This window comes from Halocola ammonii, assembly GCF_049334165.1.
In the GTDB taxonomy this organism is placed as follows: Bacteria; Bacteroidota; Bacteroidia; order Flavobacteriales_D; family Sanyastnellaceae; genus JBEGHD01.
Genome location: NZ_JBEGHD010000004.1, coordinates 109,305 through 135,574, shown reverse-complemented (window position 1 = coordinate 135,574; position 26,270 = coordinate 109,305). Strand labels below are relative to the sequence as shown.

17 protein-coding genes are annotated in these 26,270 nt (G+C 44.6%); 9 read left to right on the top strand and 8 right to left on the bottom strand.

Features of this window, described 5'->3' with window-relative positions:
* Positions 1-37: 37 nt before the first annotated feature.
* Positions 38-622, bottom strand: a complete 585-nt coding sequence (locus ABHV44_RS05630) for a DUF1599 domain-containing protein (RefSeq protein ID WP_459073687.1) — start codon at positions 620-622, stop codon at positions 38-40.
* Positions 623-667: 45 nt separating this feature from the next.
* Between ABHV44_RS05630 and folP the strand changes: the two genes are divergently transcribed.
* The 3 genes from folP to ABHV44_RS05615 are packed head-to-tail and all read left to right on the top strand — an operon-like array spanning position 668 to position 3,243.
* Positions 668-1,513, top strand: a complete 846-nt coding sequence (gene folP / locus ABHV44_RS05625; RefSeq protein WP_459073686.1) for a dihydropteroate synthase — start codon at positions 668-670, stop codon at positions 1,511-1,513.
* 9 nt (positions 1,514-1,522) lie between these two features.
* Positions 1,523-2,305, top strand: a complete 783-nt coding sequence (cdaA, locus tag ABHV44_RS05620; RefSeq protein WP_459073685.1) for a diadenylate cyclase CdaA — start codon at positions 1,523-1,525, stop codon at positions 2,303-2,305.
* 17 nt (positions 2,306-2,322) lie between these two features.
* Positions 2,323-3,243, top strand: coding sequence for a bile acid:sodium symporter family protein (locus ABHV44_RS05615; RefSeq protein ID WP_459073684.1), 921 nt, complete (start codon positions 2,323-2,325; stop codon positions 3,241-3,243).
* Position 3,244: 1 nt separating this feature from the next.
* Here ABHV44_RS05615 and ABHV44_RS05610 read toward each other — a convergent pair whose 3' ends face one another.
* From ABHV44_RS05610 to ABHV44_RS05595, 4 genes are all read right to left on the bottom strand, one after another.
* A complete protein-coding gene (locus tag ABHV44_RS05610; RefSeq protein WP_459073683.1) occupies positions 3,245-3,712 on the bottom strand; it encodes a DUF2383 domain-containing protein in 468 nt (155 codons plus the stop codon).
* Between the two features lie 70 nt (positions 3,713-3,782).
* A complete protein-coding gene (locus ABHV44_RS05605) occupies positions 3,783-5,222 on the bottom strand; it encodes a choice-of-anchor B family protein (protein ID WP_459073682.1) in 1,440 nt (479 codons plus the stop codon).
* A gap of 54 nt (positions 5,223-5,276) precedes the next feature.
* The gene (locus tag ABHV44_RS05600; protein WP_459073681.1) at positions 5,277-5,540 is read right to left on the bottom strand and encodes a hypothetical protein; all 264 of its coding nucleotides are present in this window, start codon (positions 5,538-5,540) and stop codon (positions 5,277-5,279) included.
* 147 nt (positions 5,541-5,687) lie between these two features.
* Positions 5,688-7,754 (bottom strand): dipeptidyl-peptidase 3 family protein, encoded by a 2,067-nt coding sequence (locus ABHV44_RS05595; protein ID WP_459073680.1) that lies wholly within the window; start codon positions 7,752-7,754, stop codon positions 5,688-5,690.
* Between the two features lie 123 nt (positions 7,755-7,877).
* Between ABHV44_RS05595 and ABHV44_RS05590 the strand changes: the two genes are divergently transcribed.
* From ABHV44_RS05590 to ABHV44_RS05565, 6 genes are all read left to right on the top strand, one after another.
* The gene (locus ABHV44_RS05590) at positions 7,878-10,820 is read left to right on the top strand and encodes a GH92 family glycosyl hydrolase (RefSeq protein ID WP_459073679.1); all 2,943 of its coding nucleotides are present in this window, start codon (positions 7,878-7,880) and stop codon (positions 10,818-10,820) included.
* Positions 10,817-11,353 (top strand): hypothetical protein, encoded by a 537-nt coding sequence (locus tag ABHV44_RS05585; protein WP_459073678.1) that lies wholly within the window; start codon positions 10,817-10,819, stop codon positions 11,351-11,353. The genes ABHV44_RS05590 and ABHV44_RS05585 overlap by 4 nt, the downstream gene beginning before the upstream one ends.
* Positions 11,350-11,730 (top strand): YopX family protein, encoded by a 381-nt coding sequence (locus tag ABHV44_RS05580; RefSeq protein WP_459073677.1) that lies wholly within the window; start codon positions 11,350-11,352, stop codon positions 11,728-11,730. The genes ABHV44_RS05585 and ABHV44_RS05580 overlap by 4 nt, the downstream gene beginning before the upstream one ends.
* 111 nt (positions 11,731-11,841) lie before the next feature.
* A complete protein-coding gene (locus ABHV44_RS05575) occupies positions 11,842-14,409 on the top strand; it encodes a zinc-dependent metalloprotease (protein WP_459073676.1) in 2,568 nt (855 codons plus the stop codon).
* A gap of 341 nt (positions 14,410-14,750) precedes the next feature.
* Complete coding sequence (locus tag ABHV44_RS05570; RefSeq protein ID WP_459073675.1) at positions 14,751-15,494, top strand: hypothetical protein; 744 nt, start codon at positions 14,751-14,753, stop codon at positions 15,492-15,494.
* Between the two features lie 14 nt (positions 15,495-15,508).
* Entirely contained in the window at positions 15,509-16,630 is a 1,122-nt protein-coding gene (locus ABHV44_RS05565; RefSeq protein ID WP_459073674.1) for a hypothetical protein, read from the top strand.
* Positions 16,631-16,632: 2 nt separating this feature from the next.
* Here the strand turns inward: ABHV44_RS05565 and ABHV44_RS05560 are convergent, their stop codons facing one another.
* From ABHV44_RS05560 to ABHV44_RS05550, 3 genes are all read right to left on the bottom strand, one after another.
* A complete protein-coding gene (locus ABHV44_RS05560; RefSeq protein WP_459073673.1) occupies positions 16,633-17,019 on the bottom strand; it encodes an iron chaperone in 387 nt (128 codons plus the stop codon).
* A gap of 117 nt (positions 17,020-17,136) precedes the next feature.
* On the bottom strand, positions 17,137-19,461 hold the full coding sequence (locus ABHV44_RS05555) for a M1 family metallopeptidase (RefSeq protein ID WP_459073672.1): 2,325 nt from the start codon (positions 19,459-19,461) through the stop codon (positions 17,137-17,139).
* Between the two features lie 175 nt (positions 19,462-19,636).
* A complete protein-coding gene (locus tag ABHV44_RS05550; protein ID WP_459073671.1) occupies positions 19,637-26,059 on the bottom strand; it encodes an HYR-like domain-containing protein in 6,423 nt (2,140 codons plus the stop codon).
* Positions 26,060-26,270: the final 211 nt, after the last annotated feature.

Here is a 26,270-nt window from a genome sequence, read left to right as displayed (position 1 = left end):
TAACGAGAGTTTAACACAAGTAGCTGTGGAAAGCGAATCACGCCAGAGGATCTTCACCTTCACCAATTCGAATGAGCGCAAATGCAGCGTAGTTGAGCATGTCCATGTAGTTCGCATCAATTCCTTCGGAGACTAAGGTTTTGCCAGCGTTATCTTCAATTTGCTTGGTTCGCAAAAGCTTCATCAGGATCAAGTCGGTAATTGAGGAAACCCTCATGTCGCGCCAGGCCTCACCGTAGTCGTGGTTCTTTTTCATCATCAAATCTTTGGTGTCAGCTGCCCATTTGCTGTAAAGCTCAGACGCCTCTTGCAGATCGAGCTCCAGTTCCTTGTTCCCGGACATTTGGAGCTGAATGAGCGCCATCACACAGTAGTTGATGATTGCGATAAACTCAGATTCGACATCCTCTTCAACCTTGCTTTGCTTTGTCTCCTGAAGAGTTCGGATTCGCTGAGCTTTTATGAAGATTTGGTCTGTTAGTGAGCTGGGCCTGAGCACACGCCATGCACTGCCGTAATCGCTCATTTTTTTGTCAAAAAGCGACTTACACTTTTCGATCACCTCATCGTACTGCCGGCTGGTTTTTTCTAGTTGCTGATCCACTTTTTGGGCTGTTTCCAATTGCGTGATTTAAAATATTTACTTTGTGCGAAAATAGACAACAGGGTGAAAGATACAGGAAAAAAATTCCTTGTAAGTAAGGGGCGGTTAATCGAGTTGGAATTTCCTGCTGTGATGGGGATTTTAAACGCCACACCCGATTCTTTTTTTGAGTCGAGCCGGGAATTGAAAGCCGAAGGAGCGGTTAAAAAAGCAGCTCAAATGATTGATGAAGGTGCTGCAATTCTCGACATAGGAGGCTACTCCTCTCGTCCTGGAGCCTCTGACATCTCTATTCAGGAAGAGGCAGATAGAGTGCTGCCGGTGATTGAGTCCATCCGACAGAATTTTCCGCAGACACTAATTTCTATCGATACTTTTCGCTCTGAAATTGCTGAGCTAGCAGTGAACAGCGGGGCTGACATAGTCAACGACATTTCAGGAGGAAACCTCGATAAGAAGATGTTTGAAACTGTTGCCAGGTTGAAAACTCCTTACATCCTGATGCACATGCAGGGCAATCCGCAGACAATGCAGAATGCTCCCGAATACCTAAACGTTGTAGATGAAATTGTAGCAAATTTTTCTGAAAAGCTAGGGGAATTAAATGACCTCGGTGTTCATGATATCATCCTTGACCCGGGTTTTGGCTTCGGAAAAACGGTGGACCACAACTACGAACTATTGAGAAGGCTGCAGGAGTTTGAAATCTTCAACTCCCTGATCCTGGCTGGAGTCTCAAGGAAGTCGATTGTGAATAAAGTGTTGAATACAAAGACAGAAGAAGCACTCAACGGAACAACAGCTTTACACATGGAGTGCCTAAAAAATGGCGCTTCAATTTTGAGAGTTCACGATGTGAAGCCCGCTGTTGAAGCGGTCAAAATTCATAAGTTTGTGCGACCGAGATAAAAACCAAAGATGACGCTACAGTTTATTCAGTTTACATTCATCGACTTTTTGGACATAGTCCTGGTGGCGTTCATCATTTACCTTTTTTACGATCTGATTAAAGGAACGGTCGCCATTCAGATTTTCCTCGGCATTCTTTCGATTTATCTTCTTTGGAAATTGGTGACAGCACTTCAGATGGAAATGCTCGGGGAAATTCTCGGCCAGTTTATCGGTGTCGGAGTGATTGCCTTACTGATCGTCTTTCAGCCGGAGCTGCGGCAGTTTTTGCTTTTTATTGGAAACAGAAATATTCTTCAGCAAAAGAAAAGCAGGCTTTTCAAGCGTTTCTTTAAAAGCGAGGAAGACAGCGAGAAGAAAGACTTCACACCGATAATTAAGGCTTGCGAGAAGATGGCGAGAACCAAAACCGGTGCGCTGATTGTGATTGCCAGAGAGTCTGATCCCAGCATTTTCATCAAGAGCAGTCAAAAAGTGGATGCATTGCTGACAGCTAACCTCATTGAGGCGATCTTTTTCAAAAACAACCCGCTTCACGATGGTGCAGTGTTGATTCGGGGTAATCGAATCGTTTCAGCCCGTGGTGTACTTCCAGTTTCCGAGAGCGAGGAGATAGATGCCGAGCTTGGCATGCGTCACAGAGCTGCACTTGGCATTACTGAGTCGACAGACGCCATGGCCATTATTGTTTCTGAGGAAACCGGGCGAATTGCCTACTCACTGCGCGGTAAGCTTTTCTTAAACATTACACGTGACGACTTGCTGAACGCGCTCGAAGAGCACGGTCACTAATCATCAATCTGCATTCGATGGAAGAACAGCTGGCCAACCTCGACCTGACCTTTAATGAATCGAGTCTCACGGTGCTCAACCTCTGCATTGCCTTCATTATGTTTGGTGTTGCGCTCACTTTAAAGAAGAAACACTTTGAGCTGCTCATTACTTCGCCAAAGCCGGTTTTCACCGGGATGTTGTCACAGTTCATTGTACTTCCTGCACTCACTTTTGTGCTCGTCTATTTTTTACAGCCCGCTACTCCACTTGCCCTGGGAATGATCTTAGTTGCAGCTTGTCCGGGGGGAAATGTTTCCAACTTCTTTTCGATGGTAGGTGGCGGAAATACAGCTTTGTCTGTAACGTTAACTGCAATCGCCACTGTGCTGGCAGTAGTGATGACACCACTCAACTTCGAGGTCTGGTCGCACTTTTTATACATCAAGGGTTTTGAAAAGAGCTTTTCTGTAGACCCCTTAGACATGTTCAAAACGGTGTCGCTGATCATCGGTCTGCCAATCATTGCAGGTGTCATCGTAGCACTCAAGCTGCCGAAACTCACCGAAAGAATTCACAAACCTATAAAGTGGTTGTCATTCTTGATTTTGCTCGGGTTTATCGGAGTTGCTTTTTGGAATAACAGAACCATCTTTGTGAATCATTTCGAGAAAGTAATCTTCCTGGTTTTCCTTCACAATGCGATTGCCATTGGTTCGGGATTTTACCTTGCCAAAGCGCTAAAAAACAATAAGCGCGACTCGAGAACCATCAGTCTTGAAACGGGAATTCAAAACTCTGGACTGGCACTCGTAATCATCTTTTCTTTCTTTGGTGGGAATGGAGGAATGGCTTTCATCGCAGCCTGGTGGGGCGTGTGGCACATTGTAGCCGGCTTTATCATCACCAGGATTTTCGTCTACAGCGATAGTAGGCAAACTGTGGATTTGGAGCAATAGCTCAGAAGCGAGTGCCTCCTGGCTTTTCGTTGGCAAACAATACCAGTTGCAACTTTGCTTGCGCATTCGACTCCTGTAGTTTGTCAACTATGTTTTCCAGCTCCTTAGGCATTTCGCCCAGTGACTGAAGCTCCTCGATGGATTCTTCAATTATTCTCTCCGAGCGAAGTGTTTCTTTCAGAAGCCTTCTTTCACGTTGTTCGTTGAAGGGTTCCTTCATGGCTACCCAAAGCTTTTGAAGCATCCCTACTCCGGTCCCAACGATGTTCTCCAGAGTTTGGCCCTGGTCTTTCAGCAGGATTTCGAAACCCACAAGAAAGTTGTTTCTCTCATCGGATAAGGCACTAAAAAAACTGCGAAGGTCTTCGTTCGCAGTTTTTTCAGCAGCTTTTTGGCACACGTCCCTGGTGTCGGCACAATGTGCAGCAATATTTTGAGCTTGTAGTAGTTGATCGTGGTTCAGTTTCATGTTTCAAATGTATTTAAATCTACTTTTGAATAAAACGTCTACCACATGAAAGCACAAAAAATCTCTCAACTTACTTTACTACAAAGCGTTTTGTTTTCTGCCCACCAAAGTTGATCATGTAGATTCCCGGTGAAAGGTCAGAAATGTTCAATTGGAACTTACCACTCATTGCCGGGAAGTTAGTTTGAGAAGCAACCTGTTTTCCAGTGATGTCGACAATTGAATAATCTACAGTTGGCTGATTGAAATTAGAAAAACGGACATTCAAAAAGTCGCTGGCTGGATTTGGATAAACTCCAACTTGAAACTCTTTGCTTTCTTTTTCATTTACAGAAACCAGAGTCCCTTCGGTAGGCTTCACGAGGAAAAGTCCTGTTTGCATACCTGTCAAAGCGATAATGCCAGATTCAAAGTATGGATAATTACTCCAGGATCCTTCGTAGCCAGATTCATCAGTGTTAGGCACTACATCAAAAAAGCCAACTTCGGTTAGCTCCGCGCTAGCGAGATCTGTGAGTTCAAGAATTCTCAGTCCAGAATTGTAGTTCGATTGAAATACAAAGTCACCTTGAATATACATGTTGTGATCAGTCGCTTCAGTTACTCCAAGGTGAGCACCAACTAATACTGGATTGTCGAGGTCTTCAATATCCCAGATATAAGTCTTGGTGTTGTGACCAAATTGATTCTCATCGATCTCATCGTCAAGCAGGAAATAGCGGTGATCCTCTGTCACCCAACCCTGGTGAGAATAAGCATTTCCTTCGTACTCTTCTCTAGCCACGAGCTGACAATCTTCTTTGTCGTCTACATCTACAATTGTCAAAGTGTTTTCATTGCAAGCAAACACTATTTCTCTGTTTTGATAATCAGCATCAGGACCGTTGTAAATAATTGCCTGGGCATCGTGTGTGTAGCCATCCTCAGCAAAGCTTCCTGCCAGCTGTGGATTGGTTGGCTCCGAAATGTCAACAATGTGAAGCCCTCCCTGAAAGGTGCTCGTACCAACTGCGTAGGCATACCCAGTTTCTTCATTAATCACGAGGTTGTGAGCGTTGCCAAAAAGCTCGTAGTGAGTGGTTTCTTCGAACTCTACCGGAGCGTCTTCCACATCTCTGAGCTGCGTCAGGTCAAAAACCTGCATCCCGTGCATGTTAGCTTCGCTGACGATGAAAGCGTGATTTTGATAAACCTTAACATCACGCCAGAGGCTTGGATCAGTATGTGTTGCAAGGCTTCCTAGAAAAAGCGGATTTAGAGGGTCGGTGATGTCGACAAAGGCAGTTCCGTCTGAGAGGCCGACAACAGCATACTCATTTCCAGTTTCAGGATCTGTCCATCCCCAAATGTCGTTTGTTTCAAATTCCCCGCCCATCTCTTCGGTGGTTAGGATTGAATACAGATCGACATTACTACAGGGGTAGCCATTTGCCATGCCATTTTCGCACGGAGTCTGCGCACTTGCAGTGGCAGTCAGCAGAATTGCTGAGAAGAGTAAAATTCTATTCATTTCTTAACTAATTAAATAATTTGGATAAATGCTTGACTGGCCTTTCATAAGAGCTTACCAGTTTTCGGTTTCTTTTTCAAGCTCTTCGAAAGTCATGAATTCCCCGTTAGGGATATTGTTTTCAGACATAACAATACAGCTGGCAAACTGACTTTTGATCACTTCTGTACCGTTGGGGTGATAACCAATCACCTTAGTTTTGCTTTCTTCGTCATAGTCGATTCCGCTGAGCAATCCTTGAACTTGCTGTAGATTTTCGGAATCCTTTTGGGCCATCACCCATTCGATAATGGCTAATTTTTGATTTTCAAGAGACATAATAAATTAATGCAGGTTTGCTCCAAAGCTAAGCTTTTCTTACGACCGAAAAGAGTTGGAATGTTGCAATTATTACAAGTCTAAATAAAAAGCCCCGAACTGAGAGGGCAGTTCGGGGCTTCGTTTTTAATTACTTATCTAAAGAAATTACTCTTTCTCTGCACTCTCAGACAAGTAGTTATAATTCTTGCTGTAGTACATCATCTGCTCAGCAAAGTCTTTGGGGAATGTCATTTCCACATCAATTAGTTCACCGTTTTCATCGGTCACTTCTTTCATTTGCGGGTTGATGAATCCACCGTAAGGCGGAATATCAAGGGCCTCTACTCTCTTCAGCACTTCGCTATGGATCTCTGGATCAACTTTTACTCCGTAGTTTTCTACCAGATTTTTGGCGGCTTCGTAGTCACCTTGCGACTTGATTCGTTGAACTTCCTGAAGCAGTTCGCCAAAAAGTTCTCTCAACTTTTCGTAATCATTGATGTCGTAATAAGTCTCACCATCGCGCTTCACCTCCTCGATGATTTTCGAATCTTTACCTTTCTCAAACACCCAGTGCGAAACCCATGCGCGGTTTCTCATGTGAGCTTCTTCAATATCTGCGTTTGGCTCAAGTCTTCGCAGCTGAAGCATGAGTCCATTGAGTATGTAAGAATTGTATTCGGCTTTAGCAACATCCAGTGATTCCATCAATCCGAGATCTACCATTTTGGGATCCATCATGAAGTAAAGAGCAACTAGGTCCGCTCTTCCTTCCTCAATGGTGCTGGCGTAGTTTTGCAGTGTTTCTGCCGGTTGGCCTACTCCCTCTTCGAGCTGACCACTGGCATGACCGATAACCTCGTGAAGTGCTGTGTGGAGTTTGCTGGCGATGCTGCCGTGTTTTTCTGACAGTTCCACTTCTTCTTCATCGTGAGCAAACTCTTTGAGCATTCCTTCTCCGCTTCCCATTTCGTAGGCATAAACAATGTTTCCAAGGCTTACAGACTTCGAACCGAACTTAGCTCTGATCCAGTTGGCATTAGGTAAATTCACTCCGATTGGTGTGCTAGGGCTAGCATCTCCAGCTTCACCCGCAACGTTCACCACATTGTAAGTGATTCCTACTACTGAGTCCCTTTTGTGCGCATCCATAAACGGAGAGTTGTCCTCAAAGTACTGAGCATTTTCCATCAGGGTAGACATGCGATCGGATGCTTCAAAATCTTTGATCTGAACAATTGTTTCGTAAGAGCCCCTCATTCCGAGTGGATCATTATAAACTTCCACAAAACCGTTGATGTAATCGATGTCGCCTTCGGTGGCTTGCACCCATTGGATGTTATAATCGTCCCAGGTGCGAAGCTTTCCAGTTTCGTAGTACTCAATGAGTTTTCTGAAAGCCGCTGCCTGCTTGTCATTTTCAGCAACACCTTCTGCTTTCTTAAGCCAGTAAACAATTTCTTCAATTGCCGGGCTATAAAGTCCGCCCACCTTCCAAACGTTCTCGTAGAGCTCGCCATTTTCGTCCTTTTCCAGACGGCTATTGAGTCCGTAGCTGATCGGTGTTCTCGACTTTTCTTTTGTTTTTTCTGCGTAAAAAGCTTTTGCTTCTTCTGTAGTTACATCCGGAGCGTAGAAATTAATAGCCGAACTTTCGAGAAGTCCTTTTTCTGCTTTCTGCTCTACCTTTTTCGGATCTACAGAAGGGTCCAAAATTGCAGCTTTCGCTTCTTCAGAAAGCATCGTTTCGGTAGTAGAGAGTAGTTCCTCAAAATATTCAGCCGAAAATCCTGGTGTGAACTTCATGTTTGAATAGTGGTGATGAATACCATTTGCAAACCACACTTGCTTCAAATACTTTTCGAATGACTTCCAGTCTTCGGTTGATTTATCTCCGGCATATTTCTCGTAAATTCTCTCCAGAGCCGAGCGAATTTCGAGATTGTGGCGATAGTTCTGATCGTACATAATGTCCCGACCACTGAGTCCAGCTTGATTTAGATAATAGACCAATTTCTTTTGGTCTGAAGAGAGTTTGTCCCATCCGGGAACGCGGTAGCGGAGTATTTTTACATCTGCAAATTCCTCCGTCTTCCATTCAAATTCGCTGTCCGAGACAGCTTCTTTTTTAGCAGGTTCTTTAGTGCTCTTTTTAGAGCTGTCACCTCCCTGATTGCATGCCGCAAGACCAAAGCCCACGAACGCTGCAAGAGAAAGTACTTTTAAATTCATGATTTGAAGATTAGATTAAAATTCGTCCGCCAAGGTAGAAATTTATTGCCGTTTAGCTATTGGTTCAAATTCAGGTCTGTTACTTTGCCAGATTCACTAAATTGCTTTCATAAACCGGATTTCATGACAACCAGATACTTTCTACTCTTCGCTTTGCTCCTGGCAATGGGATGTGGCAACACCGAAAAAACTAAAAGCTCACTCGATTATGCCGATCCGTTTGTAGGCACTGGAGGACACGGACACACCTTCCCCGGAGCTACTGTCCCATTTGGAATGGTTCAGCTGAGTCCGGATACAAGACTGGAAGGTTGGGATGGCTGCAGCGGCTACCACTACAGCGATTCTGTAATCTATGGCTTTAGTCACACACACCTACAGGGAACTGGAGTTTCGGATTACGGTGATGTACTCCTGATGCCGGGAACCGGAAAAATCCACCTAAACAACGGCAGCAAAAAAGGAAGCGCGAATGGCTACTCTTCTACTTTTAATAAGGACTCTGAAAAAGCTTCTCCTGGGTTTTATTCCGTTCATCTTGACAAATCGAACGTGGATGTACAACTAACGTCCACAACTCGAACCGGAATTCACCACTACCAACAAAAAGATGGAAATCCACTGAACCTTGTAGTTGATTTGAAGCACCGGGATCAAGTAAAAGATGCTTCGCTGAAGATTGTCAACAGAAAAGAAGTTGAGGGTTATCGGGTTTCATCAGCCTGGGCTACCGACCAGAGAGTGTACTTTGTGATGCAGTTTTCGGAGCCTATCACCGACCACATTGAAAGCACCGGACACGAAGGAACTTTTGAGACAGACTCAGTCGTTAGCTTCCCCGGTCAGGTTTGCGGTTTGAATTTCAAAACTCCAGAACTGACAGTTAGAGTGGGGATTTCCGGCACCAGCATTGATGGCGCCAGAAGAAACCTTCAGGAAGAAGCGACTCACTGGGATTTTGACAAGTATCGGAAAGACGCTGAAAAACTGTGGCTTGCGGAACTCAATAAAATTGAGATTCAAACGGACAGTGAAGAGAAAAAGAAGAATTTCTATACGGCACTCTATCACTCTTTTGTTGCGCCCAATGTTTTCTCTGATGTGGATGGGCGCTACAGAGGGACAGATGGTAAAATCTATCAGGACGAGGAGCACACACAGTACACAGTTTTTAGCCTTTGGGACACTTTTCGAGCTACTCACCCGCTTTTCACGATGGTCCAGCGAGAACGCACAGAAGACTTCATCCATTCGTTTTTGAATATGTACGAGCAAGGCGGACAACTTCCCGTGTGGGAGCTTGCTGGGAACTACACCGGATGCATGATTGGCTATCACTCAGTACCAGTTATTTTGGACGCCTATCGAAAAGGCATAACAAATTTTGATCACGAGCTGGTTTTGGAAGCAATGGTTCAGGCTGCAGACTCAGCTCATCTCGGAAAAAAGGAATTTGCCGAGTTCGGCTTTATCCCAGCAGACAAAGAGCACGAATCAGTTTCCAAGACTCTTGAATACGCCTTTGACGACTGGTGCATTGCTCAGTTTGCCAAAGAAATCGGCAACGTCTCCGTTTACAATCGATTCATAAAACGAGCTCAGGGTTACCAAAACCTGTTTGATCCGGAAACAGGTTTTATGCGCCCTCGCGAGAATGGCAGCTTTATCGAACCTTTCGATCCCGCAGAGGTCAACTTTCATTTTACAGAGGCCAATAGCTACCAGTATTCGTGGTTTGTGCCGCAGGATCTCAGTGGGCTCATGAAACTGCACGGTGGAAAAGAAAAGTTCAATGAGCGATTGGATCAGGTTTTTGCTGCCAATTCTGAGCTGAAGGGACGGCAACAACCAGATATCACAGGTCTTATCGGGCAATACGCTCATGGGAACGAACCCAGTCACCACATGGCCTATCTCTACAACTACTCTGGTGAGCCGTGGAAAACGCAGGATTTGTGTGATAGAATTTTGAACGAACTCTACTCACCCACTCCAGATGGACTTTCTGGAAATGAAGACTGTGGTCAAATGTCTTCTTGGTACGTGCTCAGTTCAATCGGATTTTATCCTGTGAATCCTGCTGAGGATTGCTACACCTTCGGATCTCCTCAATTTGACAAAGTCACGATCAACCTGGAAAACGGAAAGACCTTCAGTATTGAAACATTCAACAAGAAGGAAAATGGCAGTTATATCAATTCGATAACGCTGAATGGCGAGGATCACAGGAAAAATTACATTTCAGATAAGATAATTCAGCAAGGTGGAGACATGAGCATCCGCATGACTCCAATGGATCACCCCGACTTTGGAGTTGAAATGACCGACCGGCCGCAGACAAAAATCGATGACCAGCTCATCTCCGCTGTTCCCTTTGTGAAAACAAGCGGTTCAATTTTTACAGAAGAAAAAACCATAGCGTTTGGCTGTGCCGAGCCAGATGCCAAAATCTATGCGAAAGACGTTTCAACTAAGGACGGCTTCGAGGAAGTGACAGATGAAAATCTGACTTTTTCTGAAACCACAATCCTTGAATTATTCAGCGAAACGGATGGGCAAAACCAGTCTAACAAGATCCGGGCAGAATTCAGAAAAGTGAACCCAAACATGACCATCAAACTGAGAACCCAGCCAGATCCTCAGTACAGTGCCGAGGGAGCCATTTCTCTGATTGATGGCAAACTGGGAGACGAAGAGTTCCGCACCGGCAAGTGGCTTGGCTTTCAGGGAGAAGACTTCGAAGCACTGATCGACCTGAAAGAAACTGAAAAAATCCAAACCATCCAGATTCGCTTTCTGCAGGACATTCGCCCGTGGATTTGGCTTCCGGTAAACGTGACTGTTTCATTGAGTAACAATGGAAAAGACTGGGAAAAGGTAGCTACACTAGGGCATGGAGTTTCTCCAAAAAATGAAGACATTGAGATTTACACTTTCAACCTGGATCTCGATCGGAAAGCCAGATTCGTTAAATTAGAAGCTCAGAGTTTCGGTAAAATCCCTGAATGGCATCCTGGCAGAGAGAATCAATCGTGGCTCTTTGTTGATGAAATAATTGTCGAATGAATAGACTAGCTCAAATAGCCGCGCTATTAGCAATCGCCTTTTTTGCTTTTCATTGCAGCTCAACGAAATCAGCTGGGGAGAAAAGCACACCACGGCTATCGGGCACCTATAAAATTTCGAAACTGATTATCCCTAAAGAAAACATCACTTTAAACACTCGAGATGCCGAATCGACTTTCCACAATATTGTTGAACAACTAAAAGAATCCGACCCAGATTTTGAGTTGGACAGTGCCAAAGTGAGGCAACAAGTCGAACTCGACCTGATTTCGATCGGAGCTTTTAGAATGCATTTTCATAAAGACGGCACTTACAATCAGTCTGAGTTTTTTTACAATAATACAACTGCTCCTCCATTCAGCGGATTCTTCATTGTCGATAAAAAGAACCTGGTCTTGATGAATTCTCAAAGTGATGTTTACGACACTTATGAGGTTGTGAATCGATCCGAAGGCCAATTGACGCTTCAGAAATATTCAGAAAACAATTCCTCTGTGTTGTTTATTATGGTAATGGAAAGGGCAGGAAAATGAACACGTATAGATTGCGTTCGGAAAAGCAAATTGTTGGCTACGAGAGGATTGAAGGTAAAAGCAAATTTTACTCAAAAGACTATTTCTGGTGGAACGGAAGCCCCATTCAGCACGACCTTCGCGATCAGTTTTCAGGATTTAAAGACAAAAACAATCGACCGATTTTCGAAAACGACATCGTAAAAGTCAGGTTTCAAAACCCTTTCAAGAAAGATCGTCAGTTCAGGATTCGATCTTTGAATCAAACACTCGAACTCATAGAACTAGACTCAGAAAAGAAGGAACCTCTGGAATTATTGGGAAAAGCAAAATCCGTAGCTTTTGTGAGCTTCACGTTCATCAACACGGAATACATTTTCAACACTTCGCAAAGCTGAGTTCACCTCAAGGGATACAAACCCATTTTCGACCGTTTATCAAAAATTGGGAAGGGCGTAGGACACTTCTTGTCTATTTTTGAGATGAAGCCAAATAAAAATCACATCACCATGAAAAAATCTCTCGCGCTGTTGTTCATGACAGCAATCACAATTACTTGCTCTGTGCCGGCTCATGCTCAGCTGTTCGGCAAGAAAAAGAAGAAGACTGAGACCACAGAAAAGAAAAAAGACGAGAAATCCTTCGAAGGAATTACCGAAAAGTGCGAAAAGTACGATGGCCTTTTCACCGTCTATCAGGACACTGCCAAGGGAAACACCTATCTCGAAGTTCCAGCCGATTTTATAGGAGACGAATTCATCTATTTCAGTCATGTTTCTGATGGAGTTTTAGATGCAGGTTTCTTTCGTGGAGCTTACCGTGGTTCCAAGATTGTAAAGTTTGAGAAACACTACGACCGCATTGAAATCATTCAGGAAAACACTTCCTACTACTACGATGAAAACAATGCTTTGTACAAAGCCAAAGATGCCAACATCAACACTCCGATTGTGCTTTCGCAGGAAATCGTGGCGACTTCGGAAGACAAAAGTAAATACCTGATTAGCGGAGACGCAGTGTTCATGGCCGAAGATCTTCAAATGGTAAAACCTCCGCAGAGAAAAGGAGCACCACCGAGCATGCTTGGCAAGCTCAGCAAGGACAAAACGAAGATTCAAAAAATCAGCAACTATCCTGAGAACACCGATGTTAGAGTGGCTTATGTTTATGAAAATGGAAATCCTCAACGCAGAGGTTCTTCAGCTGTCACCGATGCGCGTTACATCACCGTCACCTATCAGCACAGCTTGATCCGCGTTCCTGAAAATAACTTTCAGCCGAGAAAAGACGATGGTCGTATTGGTTATTTCATGACTCAGGTAAACGACATGACATCGTTTAGCGCCACTCCATATCGCGACATGATTCACCGCTGGCACCTCGAAAAGAAAGATCCTTCGCAGGAAATTTCCGAGCCCGTTGAACCTATCGTTTGGTGGATAGAAAATACGACTCCTGAAGAATTTCGTCCAATCATCAAAGAAGGTGTAGAACGATGGAATGAAGCATTCGAAAAAGCAGGATTTAAAAATGCTGTGGTCGTAAAGGTTCAGCCAGATACGGCAACCTGGGATGCTGGCGACATTCGCTACAACGTCCTCCGCTGGACATCTTCGCCCCAGCCTCCTTTTGGCGGCTACGGCCCCAGCTTCGTCAATCCAAGAACAGGACAGATCCTTGGAGCCGACATCATGCTCGAGTTCGCAAGCATCACCAACAGGCTGAGAAGAGAAAAGGTGTTTAGCCTCGCGGGCCTACCCATGGCAGAGGATTTTCACAACCACGAGGGAGATTTTGACCCACACTTTTGCTCTGCAGGTTCGTTGATTAAGCACAACACTGTTTTCGGAACTACGGCCATGGAAGCAATGAACATGAGCGAAGCCACTCAGAAAGATTTTGTGAAAGAGACTCTTTACAGACTTGTGCTTCACGAAGTAGGACACACGCTGGGACTCACTCACAACATGCGAGCGAGTACTTTACAGTCTGTTGAAGACATCAAAAACAAAGAAATCATTGAAGCAGAAGGATTGTGTAACTCAGTGATGGAATACCCTGCAATTAACTTTCCCGCATCGGAAGAAGAGCGCACACTTTTCTACGACACTAAACCGGGACCTTACGATTTGTGGGTAATCGAATACGGCTACTCTCCTGCCCTTGCTGATGCCGAAGCTGAGGACGCCCGACTGGAAGATATTCTCAGCAGATCTCATCAACACGAATTAGCCTACGGCAACGATGCTGACGACATGCGTTCACCTGGACGTGGAATTGATCCCGACATAAACATTTATGATTTGTCAGATGATCCGCTGGCATATGCTGTGGGGCGCCTGGAGCTTGTTAACTCTGTGATGCCAACGATTAAGGATCGATACATCAACGAAGATGAAACGTATCACGAACTGAGATCGGCTTACCTTTCGCTCACTGGAGAATACGCCATTCAATTGGGAGTAATTACACGTCAAATTGGTGGTGTCCACCTCGACAGGAGCCTTCCGGGACAGGAATCAGGGAATCGTCCATTCGAGCCTGTAGCAGCTGAAAAACAAAAAGCGGCAATGGACGCTCTTGCAAAATATGCTTTTGCTCCCGATGCTTTTGAAGTTCCGGGCGATCTACTGAACTATCTACAGGCTCAGCGAAGAGGCTTTAACCATTTCGGTGACAACATCGCTCCTGAGATTCACGATCGCGTACTCGGGATTCAGGAAAGATGCCTGGACCACCTTCTACACAGAAATGTATTGAAGAGAATCACCGATAGTCAGCTCTACGGTGGCGATTACGACCTTGGTGAAATGATGACCGACCTGACCGATGCTATTTTCGAAGCTGATAAAAGATCTAGTGTTAACACAATGCGTCAAAACCTTCAGGTGGAATATGTAGAGCGTCTGATCGGAATGCTTGACGATAAGAAAAAGTACGACAACGTTTCACAGGGAATGGCTCTTCACGAATTGAACAGAATCAAAAAGGAGATAAATAACTCTAAGCCCGATGTTCTTACAGCAGCTCACCGCGATCACATTTTAACATTGATCGACAAAGCACTAAAAGCTTAGAAACTCAAAACTCAATTCCGATTTACAAAACCCCGGGGCACACCAAGCCTTCGGGGTTTTCTGTTTTTACTGAGACAATGGTTAAAGATTAATTTAGTAACATAGAATTTAAATTGGATAGAGGTCGAAAAATCTACTTCCCATTATCTTTGCAGCGCTAAGGATTAGCGGCACTTCATTAACTCTTTGGTAGCGAATAGTTAATGATGTTTTTACAAAACCAAGCAGATATAAAAACTGGAAGAAATCGAAGGAACAATTTTGACACTGAGAACGAAGAGCAAGATCTTTTTTCAGTTTGAGCCTGTAACTTCAATTTCCAGATTAGACCATTCTTTTATATGAGTAAAAAGAGATCAGTTCTATCGGTTTTTCTTTCAGAACTCTTTGCCGCAGGAGTTTTCTCAATGATGTTTTTCATTTTCGCCAGTCGCTTTGCGTCACCAAATTTTGAGATGACTCATCTCGATTTTGCATACATTATTGGTGCCGGTTACCTGGTGGCTGTCTTTGTTTCTTCCTATCATTTCTCAGCTCACATTTTGCCCATCTACTCGATTGTTGAGGCCGTGATAAAGAGTAACCCGAAAATTGTATTGGTTAGAGTTCCCGCTCAAATCATTGGTACGATCATCGCTTTATTGGTTTTCAACGGCTTGCAAAGCGCAATTCTGGTTCAGGGAACTATGGAAGGCCTCATAGGCTTCAAGCAATATCAACTCAACGATCCGTACTTACTCATTTTTATTCAGGGTGGCCTCATACTGACAATGAGTTATCTGTATCATATTGTCAAGAACATTTTCGGGTTGAGGAAATTTACCGGAGGTCTCCTTTTAGGACTGTTGCTCACCACGATTTTTGCTGTAACTGGTCAAATTGAAGGGATTTTTATAGCCAACCCATTTGGCTATCTCTTCTACACAATCTTCAACACCGACTACCTTTCCAATCCATTGCAGGCTGAGGACTGGAAAAACCTGATAGTTGTGGTGCTTCTTTTTGCTCTTGTACCTTTGCTGGTAAAACTGCGCAGCCTTGAGATGCTGAGGAGCAAAAACGAAATCAACGAATACGATATTTAAGTAGCTGAATTTGAATGAAAAACGACAGCAATAACCTGGCATCAAGTATTATTGGAGAGAAGCGATATCGCATTCTCTCTTTGTTTTTCTTCAGAGAGCGCACCTTTTTGCGCCTCATTATTTTCATGGCATTCTTGTCAGTGATCTTTTATCCCTACCCAAGAATTGCCATGTGGTTGGGTTTTTCTTTTGCTGCTTATTCGGCTATCGCCAACGATTCCATTCAGACCATCGGAACGTTTATCGCATCTAATGAAGACCGCAAGTGGTGGCATCTTTGGCTGTTTATCGGGATTATTTTTGTGGGTACAGTTTACTACAGCTGGCACACCTATGGCGGTGACGTTTCTTATCAAAGACTGTCGTCAAAGGGATTCTCAGAGTCCCCGACTGATTTTCATTTCTTGCAGGTAATCGCTCCGTTAATCCTCCTGGTTCTCACCCGAATGAGGATGCCGGTTTCCACTACGTTTATGCTCCTGAGTGTTTTCAGTACTACCTCTAGCGGTATTCTGAATGTCACTATGAAGAGTTTGATGGGGTACGGAATTTCGTTTGTAGTGGCAATCCTTGTTTGGTTCCTTCTGGCAAAATTTATTGAGCGACTGGTAAAAGGTCAGCCTCACCCCTACTGGCGAGCAGCGCAATGGGCCGTCAGTGGTGCCTTGTGGTCAATGTGGATTCAACACGATGCTGCCAACATTGCAATCTACCTAAATAGAAGTTTGGGCGTGTGGGAATTCATAGCTTTCACCAGCTTCATTTTCTTTGGGCTCGGATTGCTCTTTTACCTGCGTGGAGACAAAATTCAGAAAATCGTTAAAGAAAAATCTAACGTGCAGGACGTGCGTTCGGCTTCTGTGATTGATCTCACCTACGCTTTGATTCTTTTTGTGTTCAAAGAATGGAGTACTATTCCGATGAGTACAACCTGGGTGTTCCTCGGCTTGCTCGGAGGTCGTGAGTTGGCTATTCAGCTGTCGAAGCACAGCAAGACGAACAGACCGATGTCTAAGACCGTTCAACTAATTTTCCGCGATATCGGATTTGCAACCATCGGCCTCGTTATATCCGTGGCGCTGGCAGCCGCAATCAACCCTGGGTTAAGGGATAGCATTCTGGATGTTTTTAGGTAGGCCTAGTTATCTCTTTGCAGCTCATCTTTTCTGAATTTCACCATTCTTCTGATCAGTTCTTTAGGGAGTGGTTGGTTTAGAGGAAACTGTACCGAACCCTTTCCTTTTTTAAAACCTTTGAGTTCCTCCGCGAATGCTTCCATCGTTGTAGGAAAAGGATAAAATCCGATGAACCGAGCATACCCGGCCATCATAATTTGCTGATCCCTCTTACCTTCTGACACAAGTGTAAAACATGGGATTTTGTAGTTCAAAACTTCTTTAGCATCCGGTGCAGCCTCTTTGATTATCGCTCTCAACTCGTTCAACTTTTCGCGTGCATCTTCAGGTTGGTGAGCAATGTAATCATCAATAGTTTCGAAACTAGGCATTGGTCCTTTCTTAGCCATTTCTGTGGATTTTCTTTGAAAGCAAGGTAAGTAAGCATTTTCAAAAAAGCCTTGAAAAGAAAAAGCCCTTTTCGGTTTGTTCCAAAAAGGGCTTAAATTATTCGAACTGTGTTTTCATTAATCTTTCAACTCTTCGTTGCGCTGATTTCTTTGCATCGGGTTTTCATTTCTTTTCTCCATTTTGTCTTTAAAGAGGTCGAAACGAGTTGGAGTTGGCTGCTTCGGCCAATAGTTGTTGCTCATCTCCGTGTCTGCTGTTTCTAAATGAGGATCGAGTACAATCCGAGTAGCAGGCTGATCTGTAACAAACACTTTGGTGACTTTCGGCTCACTCATTCTCCAAATCTCTGCAGGAATACGAACTATTTCGGAAGTACCGTCCTTATATTCGAATTTCAAAATGAGCGGCATCACAAGACCTCCATGATTTTCAAAAGTGATTTCGTAGAAATTGTCACCGCTCTCAAGCACTTCTTTTTCTTCATCCGTAAGATTGTCGAGATATTCCTGGTACTCCTTTTTATCGAGTTGAGTAACCTGGTAAGGGTCGTGTTTCACATAGAAGTCTCTCAGTGACTCATCTTTCTCAACTCTGGTTTCAGGGACATCTTCTTCATTCTTGATATCTGTTACATCCTCAGGTTCGTTTTCTGCTTTCTCTCTTGCAATGGGCTTTTCCACTTCTGGGTTGCCGGTGCTGATTTGATACCACTCCACGCTTTCCATACCGATATCTACATGGTCTGTAGTGTAGAACCAACCTCTCCAAAACCAGTCGAGATCCACAGCAGATGCGTCTTCCATAGTACGGAAGAAGTCTGCAGGAGTCGGGTGTTTAAAAGCCCAGCGCTCTGCATAAGTTTTGAATGCAAAGTCGAACAGCTCGCGCCCCATCACCGTTTCTCTGAGAATATTGAGAGCGGTGGCTGGCTTGCCGTATGCGTTGTTACCAAATTGATAAATGCTTTCAGAGTTGGTCATAATTGGTGAAATCTGACTTGGGTCGCCTTTCATGTAATCCACAATATTTCTTGCAGGTCCTCTTCTCGATGGGTAATTCGCGTCCCACTCCTGTTCTGCCAAATACTGGCAAAATGTATTCAAGCCTTCGTCCATCCACGTCCACTGTCGCTCATCAGAATTGACAATCATCGGGAAGAAATTATGGCCGACTTCGTGGATAATCACGCTGATCATTCCGTATTTCAGCCGTTCCGTGTAGGTGCCGTCCTCTTCAGGGCGTCCATAGTTGAAGCAAATCATGGGATACTCCATGCCTATTCGAGCGGCATTTACAGAAATTGCAACCGGATAAGGATAATCGATGGTGTGTTTCGAATAGGTCTCGAGTGTCTGCACAACAGCCTTAGTTGAGAAACGCTCCCAAAGTGGGTTCCCTTCTTTCGGATAGTAGCTCATAGCAAGGATTTCATTTCCTCCGATTTCTACTCCCTGAGCATCCCAAAGGAATTTGCGGGACGAAGCAAAACCAAAATCTCTCACATTTTCAGCATAAAACTCCCAGGTCTTTTTGCCAGATGCCTTTGTTTTCTCGTTTTCACGAGCTTCGTCTTCGGTGATGATCATCACTGGCTCATCGGAATCGCGAGCCTCGTCCATTCTGGACCTTTGTTTTGAGGTGAGCACAGAGCGCTCATTTTGAAGTGTGCCTGTAGCGGCAATCACATGGTCTTCGGGAGCAGTGATCGATACTTCGAAATCACCAAAAGGAAGTGCGAACTCCCCTCTTCCCAGGAATTGTTTGTTGATCCAACCTTCGTGGTCACTGTAAACAGCCATTCGAGGATAAAACTGAGCAATGGTGTACAGGTAGTTGTCTTCATCTTCGAAATACTCGTACCCACTACGTCCACCAATTTTCATTCGGTCGTTGATGTTGTACCACCACTTGATTTTGATGACCGTACTCTGACCTGCTCTCAGTTTTTGCGGAAGATCGATGCGCATCATCGTCTTGTTCACCGTATGTTCCAAATCGTTTCCGCTTCCATCTTTCACGTAATCGAGCTTAAAACCTCCATCAAACCAGGGCTCCAGTCTGTCCAGGTCTCCTTTGTCTACATTATCGGGGTCGATGCTCGACTGGCGAATTTTATAAGAGTCTGAATCTTTTGCTCTCATGTTTTGATCGAGCTGAACCCAAAGGTAAGTCAGATCGTGGGGAGAGTTGTTGTAGTAGGTGATGGTTTCTTCACCGTAAATTCTTTGCAACTCGTCATCGAGCTCAATGTCCATTTTGTAGTCGGCTTTTTGCTGCCAGTATTTTTCACCTGGAGCTCCGGAAGCCGTTCTGTAAACGTTTGGTGAGCGCAGTTCAGGCCCGAGCTGTCTGAATTTGTTTTGATTTGTGTTTTTCTGGGCAAATAGCAGAGCTGGAAATACCAGCAGACATATCAGGTTAGTTATTTTCAACTTCATCATTTAGGTTTTTTCGACAGAGACAAATGTATCAAAATGCCTCGAAGCTCTGATTGTTCGTTTCACAAGCGGAGATCTGAAAGTATGAGCGGGTAAAAAAGAAAAAGCCCGGACAGCGATCTGTCTGGGCTTTTTCCGATTAACACTAAAACTACAGATGTTCACTAATTTGAACTACTTACCTCGTCACGATTTCTTTGTCAGAAATCGATTCTGATCCGTAGACCATCCGGAAGAGGTAAATCCCGGAAGTAAAGCTTGTTTTATTAACCTTTGTGGTGTACTCCTGGCCTTCTTCCAAATAACCATCGAAGATTGTTTTCAGGTGATTACCACTGAGGTCGTACATACTGATATTCACTTTTCCACTCTCTGGCACGTAGTAGCGCAGGTTAAACTCTTCACCCTCACTACCAGTGACGCTGAAGTTTGGCTCTTCGGCAATGAAAGGCATGTTGATGGTTCCTGGTTCGAATGTGCTAGTCACTGTAATTGTTTGAACATGCACCGTTTGATTTCCGGCACAGTCAGTGATTGTCCAGGTTCTAACAATCTCATGGTCTGGACAACAGTTGTTTTCCACAATGATGTCTCCCATTCCTTCGATCTGAGTTCCATTAACTTCTCCATCGTACATAAACCAACCTGACATTCCATATTCGGCATTTCTGTTGTTGGCAGCCCAACCGAGCTGGAAACCGTACATAAAGTCCAGCGGTGCGTGAGAAAGTGAAAGTGTACTTCCACTAAAGTCGCCAGCACCCACTAGTTGACTTTGATCGGGATCTACTGTGTAGAAAGACCAGTCAAGGTAACTATCGCCCGCTACATCTGCATCGTCTTTGTAAGAACGACCGAGAGCTGACCACTCTTCCCAGTTCATCTGGTTTTCAAGGTGAATGTCGATAATCCAGCTTTTATTACCGTTAGCAACATCGTAGACCTGACCGGTGATATGGGCTGTTCCGGTTTGCGGATCACGCTCGAGCAAACCACCTTCTTCAGCAAACACAAAGTATTCGCTCATTCCTTCAACGCCAGGCAGAAGCAGTGCAACTTCGTTAGAAAGCGTTACCGCATTTCCAAGTTCACAGTTATCACTTTCTGTATCTCCACTAATAGTTTCTTCAAGCTGGATATCAACGTTTTCATTTCCGCATCCTTCATCGACTATTAATTCTGGTACCTCGGGTACATTGTGACAATCTGCGATTGTATCTTCAGGTAAATTTGTGATTACAGGAGCAGTGTTGTCCACTACAGAAATTTCCTGGGCAACACTAGCCTGATTTCCACAGTTGTCGGTAGCCGTCCATATTCTGAAAAGTTCATACTCTGAAGAGCATTCGGTTTCAGTCACCAGTTCTTCCAGCGTAATCGTCACATTTCCGCAATCGTCCCATACAGGTATGGAATCAAAAGCCGGAACTTCTGAGCACTCCACCGTTAGCGGTTGAGGCTGGTATTCAAACTGAGGGCTGGCATTGTCTTCCAAGGTGATTACCTGAGTGTGCATTGTTGAATTGTCGCAATCATCTGACGCTGTCCAGGTTCTGATTAATGTTTTGCCGCAATCTTCAATCACGGTCTCTTCTGAGAAAATAATTTCAACTACAGAGCAATTGTCTACTGCCGTCACCTCGGCAGGACCTGGCACTTCACCACAATTTACGGTAGTGTCTTGCGGAAGCTCTGAAGTAAACTCAGGTGCCTGAGTGTCGTGAACAAAAATGCTTTGAACTGCCATACTCATATTTCCGCATTCATCAAAGGCGCGGAAAATTCGCTGAACTTCGTACGGACATTCCCCGGGAATAACTTCCTGAATCACGGTAATTTCAACCTGATCAGTACAGTTGTCAGTAGCATCAGGATACTCAATTGCAGGAAGACTTCCACATTCGGCAATGGTGTTTGACGGTACGTTTGTCATCACCGGAGCCGTAGTGTCAGTTCTGTTTACTACCTGAGTGAATGTACTTGTGTTTCCACAATCATCCGTGGCAGTCCAGATTCTGGTTATGATCTCACCTCCACATTCTACTGATTCAGAGAATGTCATGTAATTGACTGTTGGGTTTTCAGTGCAGTTGTCTGTAACAGTTGGCTCGCCTAATTCTGGCATTACTTCGTCACAGTCAACGTTTACCTCGGGTTCCAAACCAGAGAAGACCGGAGCCGACTCGTCACTTACGTGAACGAGTGTGGTAATCGAAATTCCGTTTCCGCAATCGTCTTCTGCGTAATATGTTCTGCTGATCACGTATTCGCAACCTTCACCAAAGGTTTCCTCTGTGAGAGTTACCTCCAAATCTTGTGAGCAGGCATCAACTGCAGTCACCTCTGCAGGTTCTGGAATGTTGTTGCAGTCCACATAAGCATTCGCGGGGATACCCTGTAAAAATGGTGCTGAATTGTCGACTACCGTGATGATCTGATCTTCAGTAGCGGTGTTTCCACAATCGTCCATGGCAGTAAACGTCCTTAGAATTTGGTACTCACATCCCGATCCAAGTACTTCATCCTCGTGAGTTACCTGAATGTTTCCGGCACAGTCATCAACCACCTCTGGGTAAGTCGGTGCGAGGTCGCTACTACACTCTACAGTAATGTCTTCTGGAGACTCTGCAAAAACAGGTGCTTCAGTGTCGTTTACAGTTACCGACTGACTGCGAACAGTTGAGTTTCCGCAAGCATCTGATGCAATCCATGTGCGGATGATGGTGTATTGACAACCGCTTCCAATAATGCTTTGAGTGGCGGTCACAACTACATTCTCATCGCAATTATCGACAGCATCCGGATCTGGCATTTCTGGTAAGCTGTTACAGTCTACTTCGATGTCATCCGGGAAGTCCACAAAAGTAGGAGCTTCAGTATCGGTAATAAATACATTTTGAATTACTGAAGTAGCATTTCCACAAGCGTCAGTAGCCGTCCAGATTCGTTGAATATTCGGGCATCCTCCAGTAGGCGATTCTGTGTCGAATTCGATGGTCACTTCTCCCCCACAGTTGTCTGTGGCATTGAGAGTTGAAACTTCTGGAATTGATCCACAAGCTACTTCCACATCTTCAGGGACAAACTCAAAAACCGGAGCTACATCGTCAATCACTTCGATCGTCTGCGATTCCACTGAACTGTTACCGCAGTCGTCAGTGGCTGTCCATGTTCTTTCAATGGTGTAAGTGCTACCGCACAGCTGGGTCATTTCCTCAAAGAAAACCACCTCCACTACACCTGAACAATTATCAGTAGCTGTCAAATCAACAGCTGCTGGCACTTCTTCTTCACAAGAAAGTTCGAGGTCGCTTACTGAAGCTGAGAAAGTCGGTCCTTGATTGTCGATAAAATTGATCACCTGAGTAGCCTCTGAAGAGTTACCACAGGCATCAGTTGCAATCCAGGTGCGAATCATTTGCTGATTGCATCCTTCACCAGTGATTTCTTCAGAGAATTCAATTTCAATATCCGAGCAGTTGTCTACAACTTCAGGCGACTCCAAAAGTGGTGAAACACCACAAGGTACAGACTTGGTTATTGGTACGTACACAAATTCAGGTGCAGATTCATCAACTACATTAATCGTCTGTTCGAAAACCGCTGTGTTTCCACATACGTCTATTGCTGTCCATGTTCTCACAAAGGAGTAACTGCAAACTCCATCAATCACAGAATCGCTGTAGCTGACATCAAGTTGTTCCGCACAATCGTCTGAAACGTTGATATTTGCTTCTGTCGGGATAGAGTTGCACTCCACAGAAATCTCTGAAGGTGCATCAAAAACAGGCTCTTCGTTATCAGTTTGTGTAATCGTTTGCGTTGCCACGGCAGTGTTACCACAACCATCTGTGGCTATCCACGTTCTGGTAGTAATCACTGCACAATCCGCAGCTGTAGATTCTTCTTCATAAACCACTTCAAGTGAAGTCGGGCAATTATCTGTAGCTGTGGGCTCTAAAAACTCTACTGGATCACCACAAGCCGCAGTGATATCTTCTGGAACATCGGTAAAAACCGGTGCTTCATTATCAATCTGAACTATTGTTTGAGTAGCGAAAGAGCTGTTTCCACAAGCATCAGTAGCTGTCCAGGTGCGAACAATTTCGTTGCAATTTTCTGTTTCGGGATAGCTAACCGTAAGCGAAATTTCCACTTCACTGCAGTTGTCAATTACGATTGGATCATTGATCTGGGGAACTGCACCACAGAGGGTCTCGACATCAGCAGGAACTGAAATGAACTGTGGAGGAGCCTGATCGATTACCTCAATAATTTGGGTAACGACAGTCGTATTTCCGCAATTATCCGTTGCGGTGTAAACTCTTGAGATTAATTGTGCGCATCCATCTTCCTCCACTTCATCTTCAAAAGTAACAGACGCAATTTCGCTGCAGTCGTCACTGAATGACAGCTCTGGAGCTTCCTCCAGACTACCGCACTCTACAGTCAATTCTTCCACTCCAGCCTCGGCTACAGGGCCTGTGGTATCAACCACAATTATCTGACGCGAAACTGAGCTGGTGTTTGAACAATTGTCAATAGCGGTCCATGTTTGAGTGATGACTTGCTGGCAATTAGAAGTCTGAATCTCCTCAGAAAACTCGACAGGCAAGTCTTCCAAACAGTTGTCTGTTACAGTTGGCTCAAAAGATGGGATTTCCTCGCCACACAGAATGGTCAGGTTTTCAGGTTCATTCTGAAAAACAGGAGCTTCCTCATCAATTTGCTGGATGTACTGCACATGAGTGGTTACGTTTCCACAAGCATCCGTGGCAGTGAATGTCCTTTGAATGGTGTTCAGACAAGCGCCAGACACTAGCTCATCGGCAACTTCAACAACCACTTCTGCAGAGGAACAGTTATCCTCTATCTCGTAAATCGGCTCTGGGATCTCTCCACACGGAACTGAAATGTCATCTGGAGCGGAAACAAACACAGGGGCCTCGTCATCTGAAATAGTCAGTTGAAAAATTTCGTCAAGCGTGTTCCCGCATTCGTCAGTGGCATAAACCTGGACGTTCACGAGCTGAACACACTCTCCCTCGAGATCGCAATCGAGGTAACCATTACTTTGGGTACCATCCACAAAGTTTTCGTTTATTGAAGTGATTGCCGTGTTAAGTTGAGTAATTGAGTATTCAGATTCACATCCTCCAAGAACGTTGTTCGCCTCCTGAAGCAATTCTGAAACCGAAACACCAGCAAGATCTCCACTGGCAACTTCAAGGTCGAGAATTGTGATTGGAGCATCCCCAAAATCTTCAATAGCCTGATCAAAACCAGCGCTAATTGAAAGAGCAAGCACCTGGCCGGCAAACACATTGTTGTAGCTACCACCAGGGTTGGTCATGTTGCCCTCTGGTAGTGGAGACGGAGAAGACCCACTCGGCAAGAAATCTCGAATTGCCTGAGCCGAAGTAAAGGTGATCGTGTTTTCACACCCAATTGTAATCCCGTTGGGGAAAGCCGCGTCAAAGTTATTTTCAAGATAAACACCGGGGTTATTTCCATTTGGGTTCGCTCCCCATCCGCCCATAGTTTGGGTTCTAAACATTCCAGGATCGCAAAAGTCTCCGCTGGTTGATTCACTTTCCAGAACCTGCACTTCCACGGTCGGGTTTTCGTCACAATTATCTACTACGGCAGCAGCAATAGCTTCCGAATTTATAGAACATCCTGAGGCATTGAGCAAACTCATATCGACAACTGGAGCCTCTGTGTCTTCTACAGTGATGTGCTGTTCGCAAACAACCTCTTCAGAGCTGACAACGTGTGTAGCTGTCCAAACTCGAATGATGGTATAGCCACAATCTGTTTCAACGATTTGATCCTCGTAAGTCAAAGTGTAGCTCTCGGGACAGTTGAGCTCCGGTTCACCGGTGAAGTCAGGAGCGGTGTCCTGGTCGCACTCGATAGAAACATCATCTACACAATCCAAAACAGGTAGATTTTCGCAACCTCCTTCGAGGTTTGCATCCCCGTGGCCAATGATATATTCGCCATCTACCTGACCTGAGTAATCAAACCAAACCGACATTCCAGGTTCGGCATTTTTGTCGTTGGCTGCTTCGCCAATTTGAAGACCGTAGTGGTAATTTGAAGGTCTGTGCGTGAGGCTGATGTAAGAACCATCCAAAGCATTAATCCCGATCAACTCATTGGCTGAATCAGGATCCATGATGAAATAATCCCAGGTTTGGTAAAGGTTACCGACAATGTCTGGATTACCTTTCCAGCCTCGACCGAGGTCAGACCATTCTTCCCAGTTCATTCGGTTCTTAAACCAAACGCTCATTTCGAAAGCATAGTCCGGATCTTCCATGTTCACCACGGTACCAGAGAGATGGGCTGTCCCGTTCGGGAAGGTCTCGAAGCTACCGCCATTTTCATCGAACATGAAATCTTCGTGAATCCCATTGGGTAAATCGGTTAGCCAAATAGCTCGTTCAGACTCACCATAACCGGAAACATAACAATCTTCGTTATCGCATAACTGATCGTCAAACCCGAAAAGAGGAGGTGCAGTTCCAAGAGCCTTGTTGGCATAGAAACCTGAAAGTAAAAGAATGGATACAAAAAGAGTAGAAATGTTCTTCATCACACAGGTTTTTTGGTTTAATCAAATCGCGAAGTAATCCGCGGTTATCAGTAAAGTTCCGGGTGAAGAACAAAATCTGGCCTTGCAGGGATTCAAAGGGTAATGTGCGTTTTTTACGATATCCCTTCCTGTGAGGTTACGATTGGTTGGTGCACTCAATCGGTTTATTGGCGCATAAAAAAGGCCTAGAAACCACTTTCACAGCGGTTTA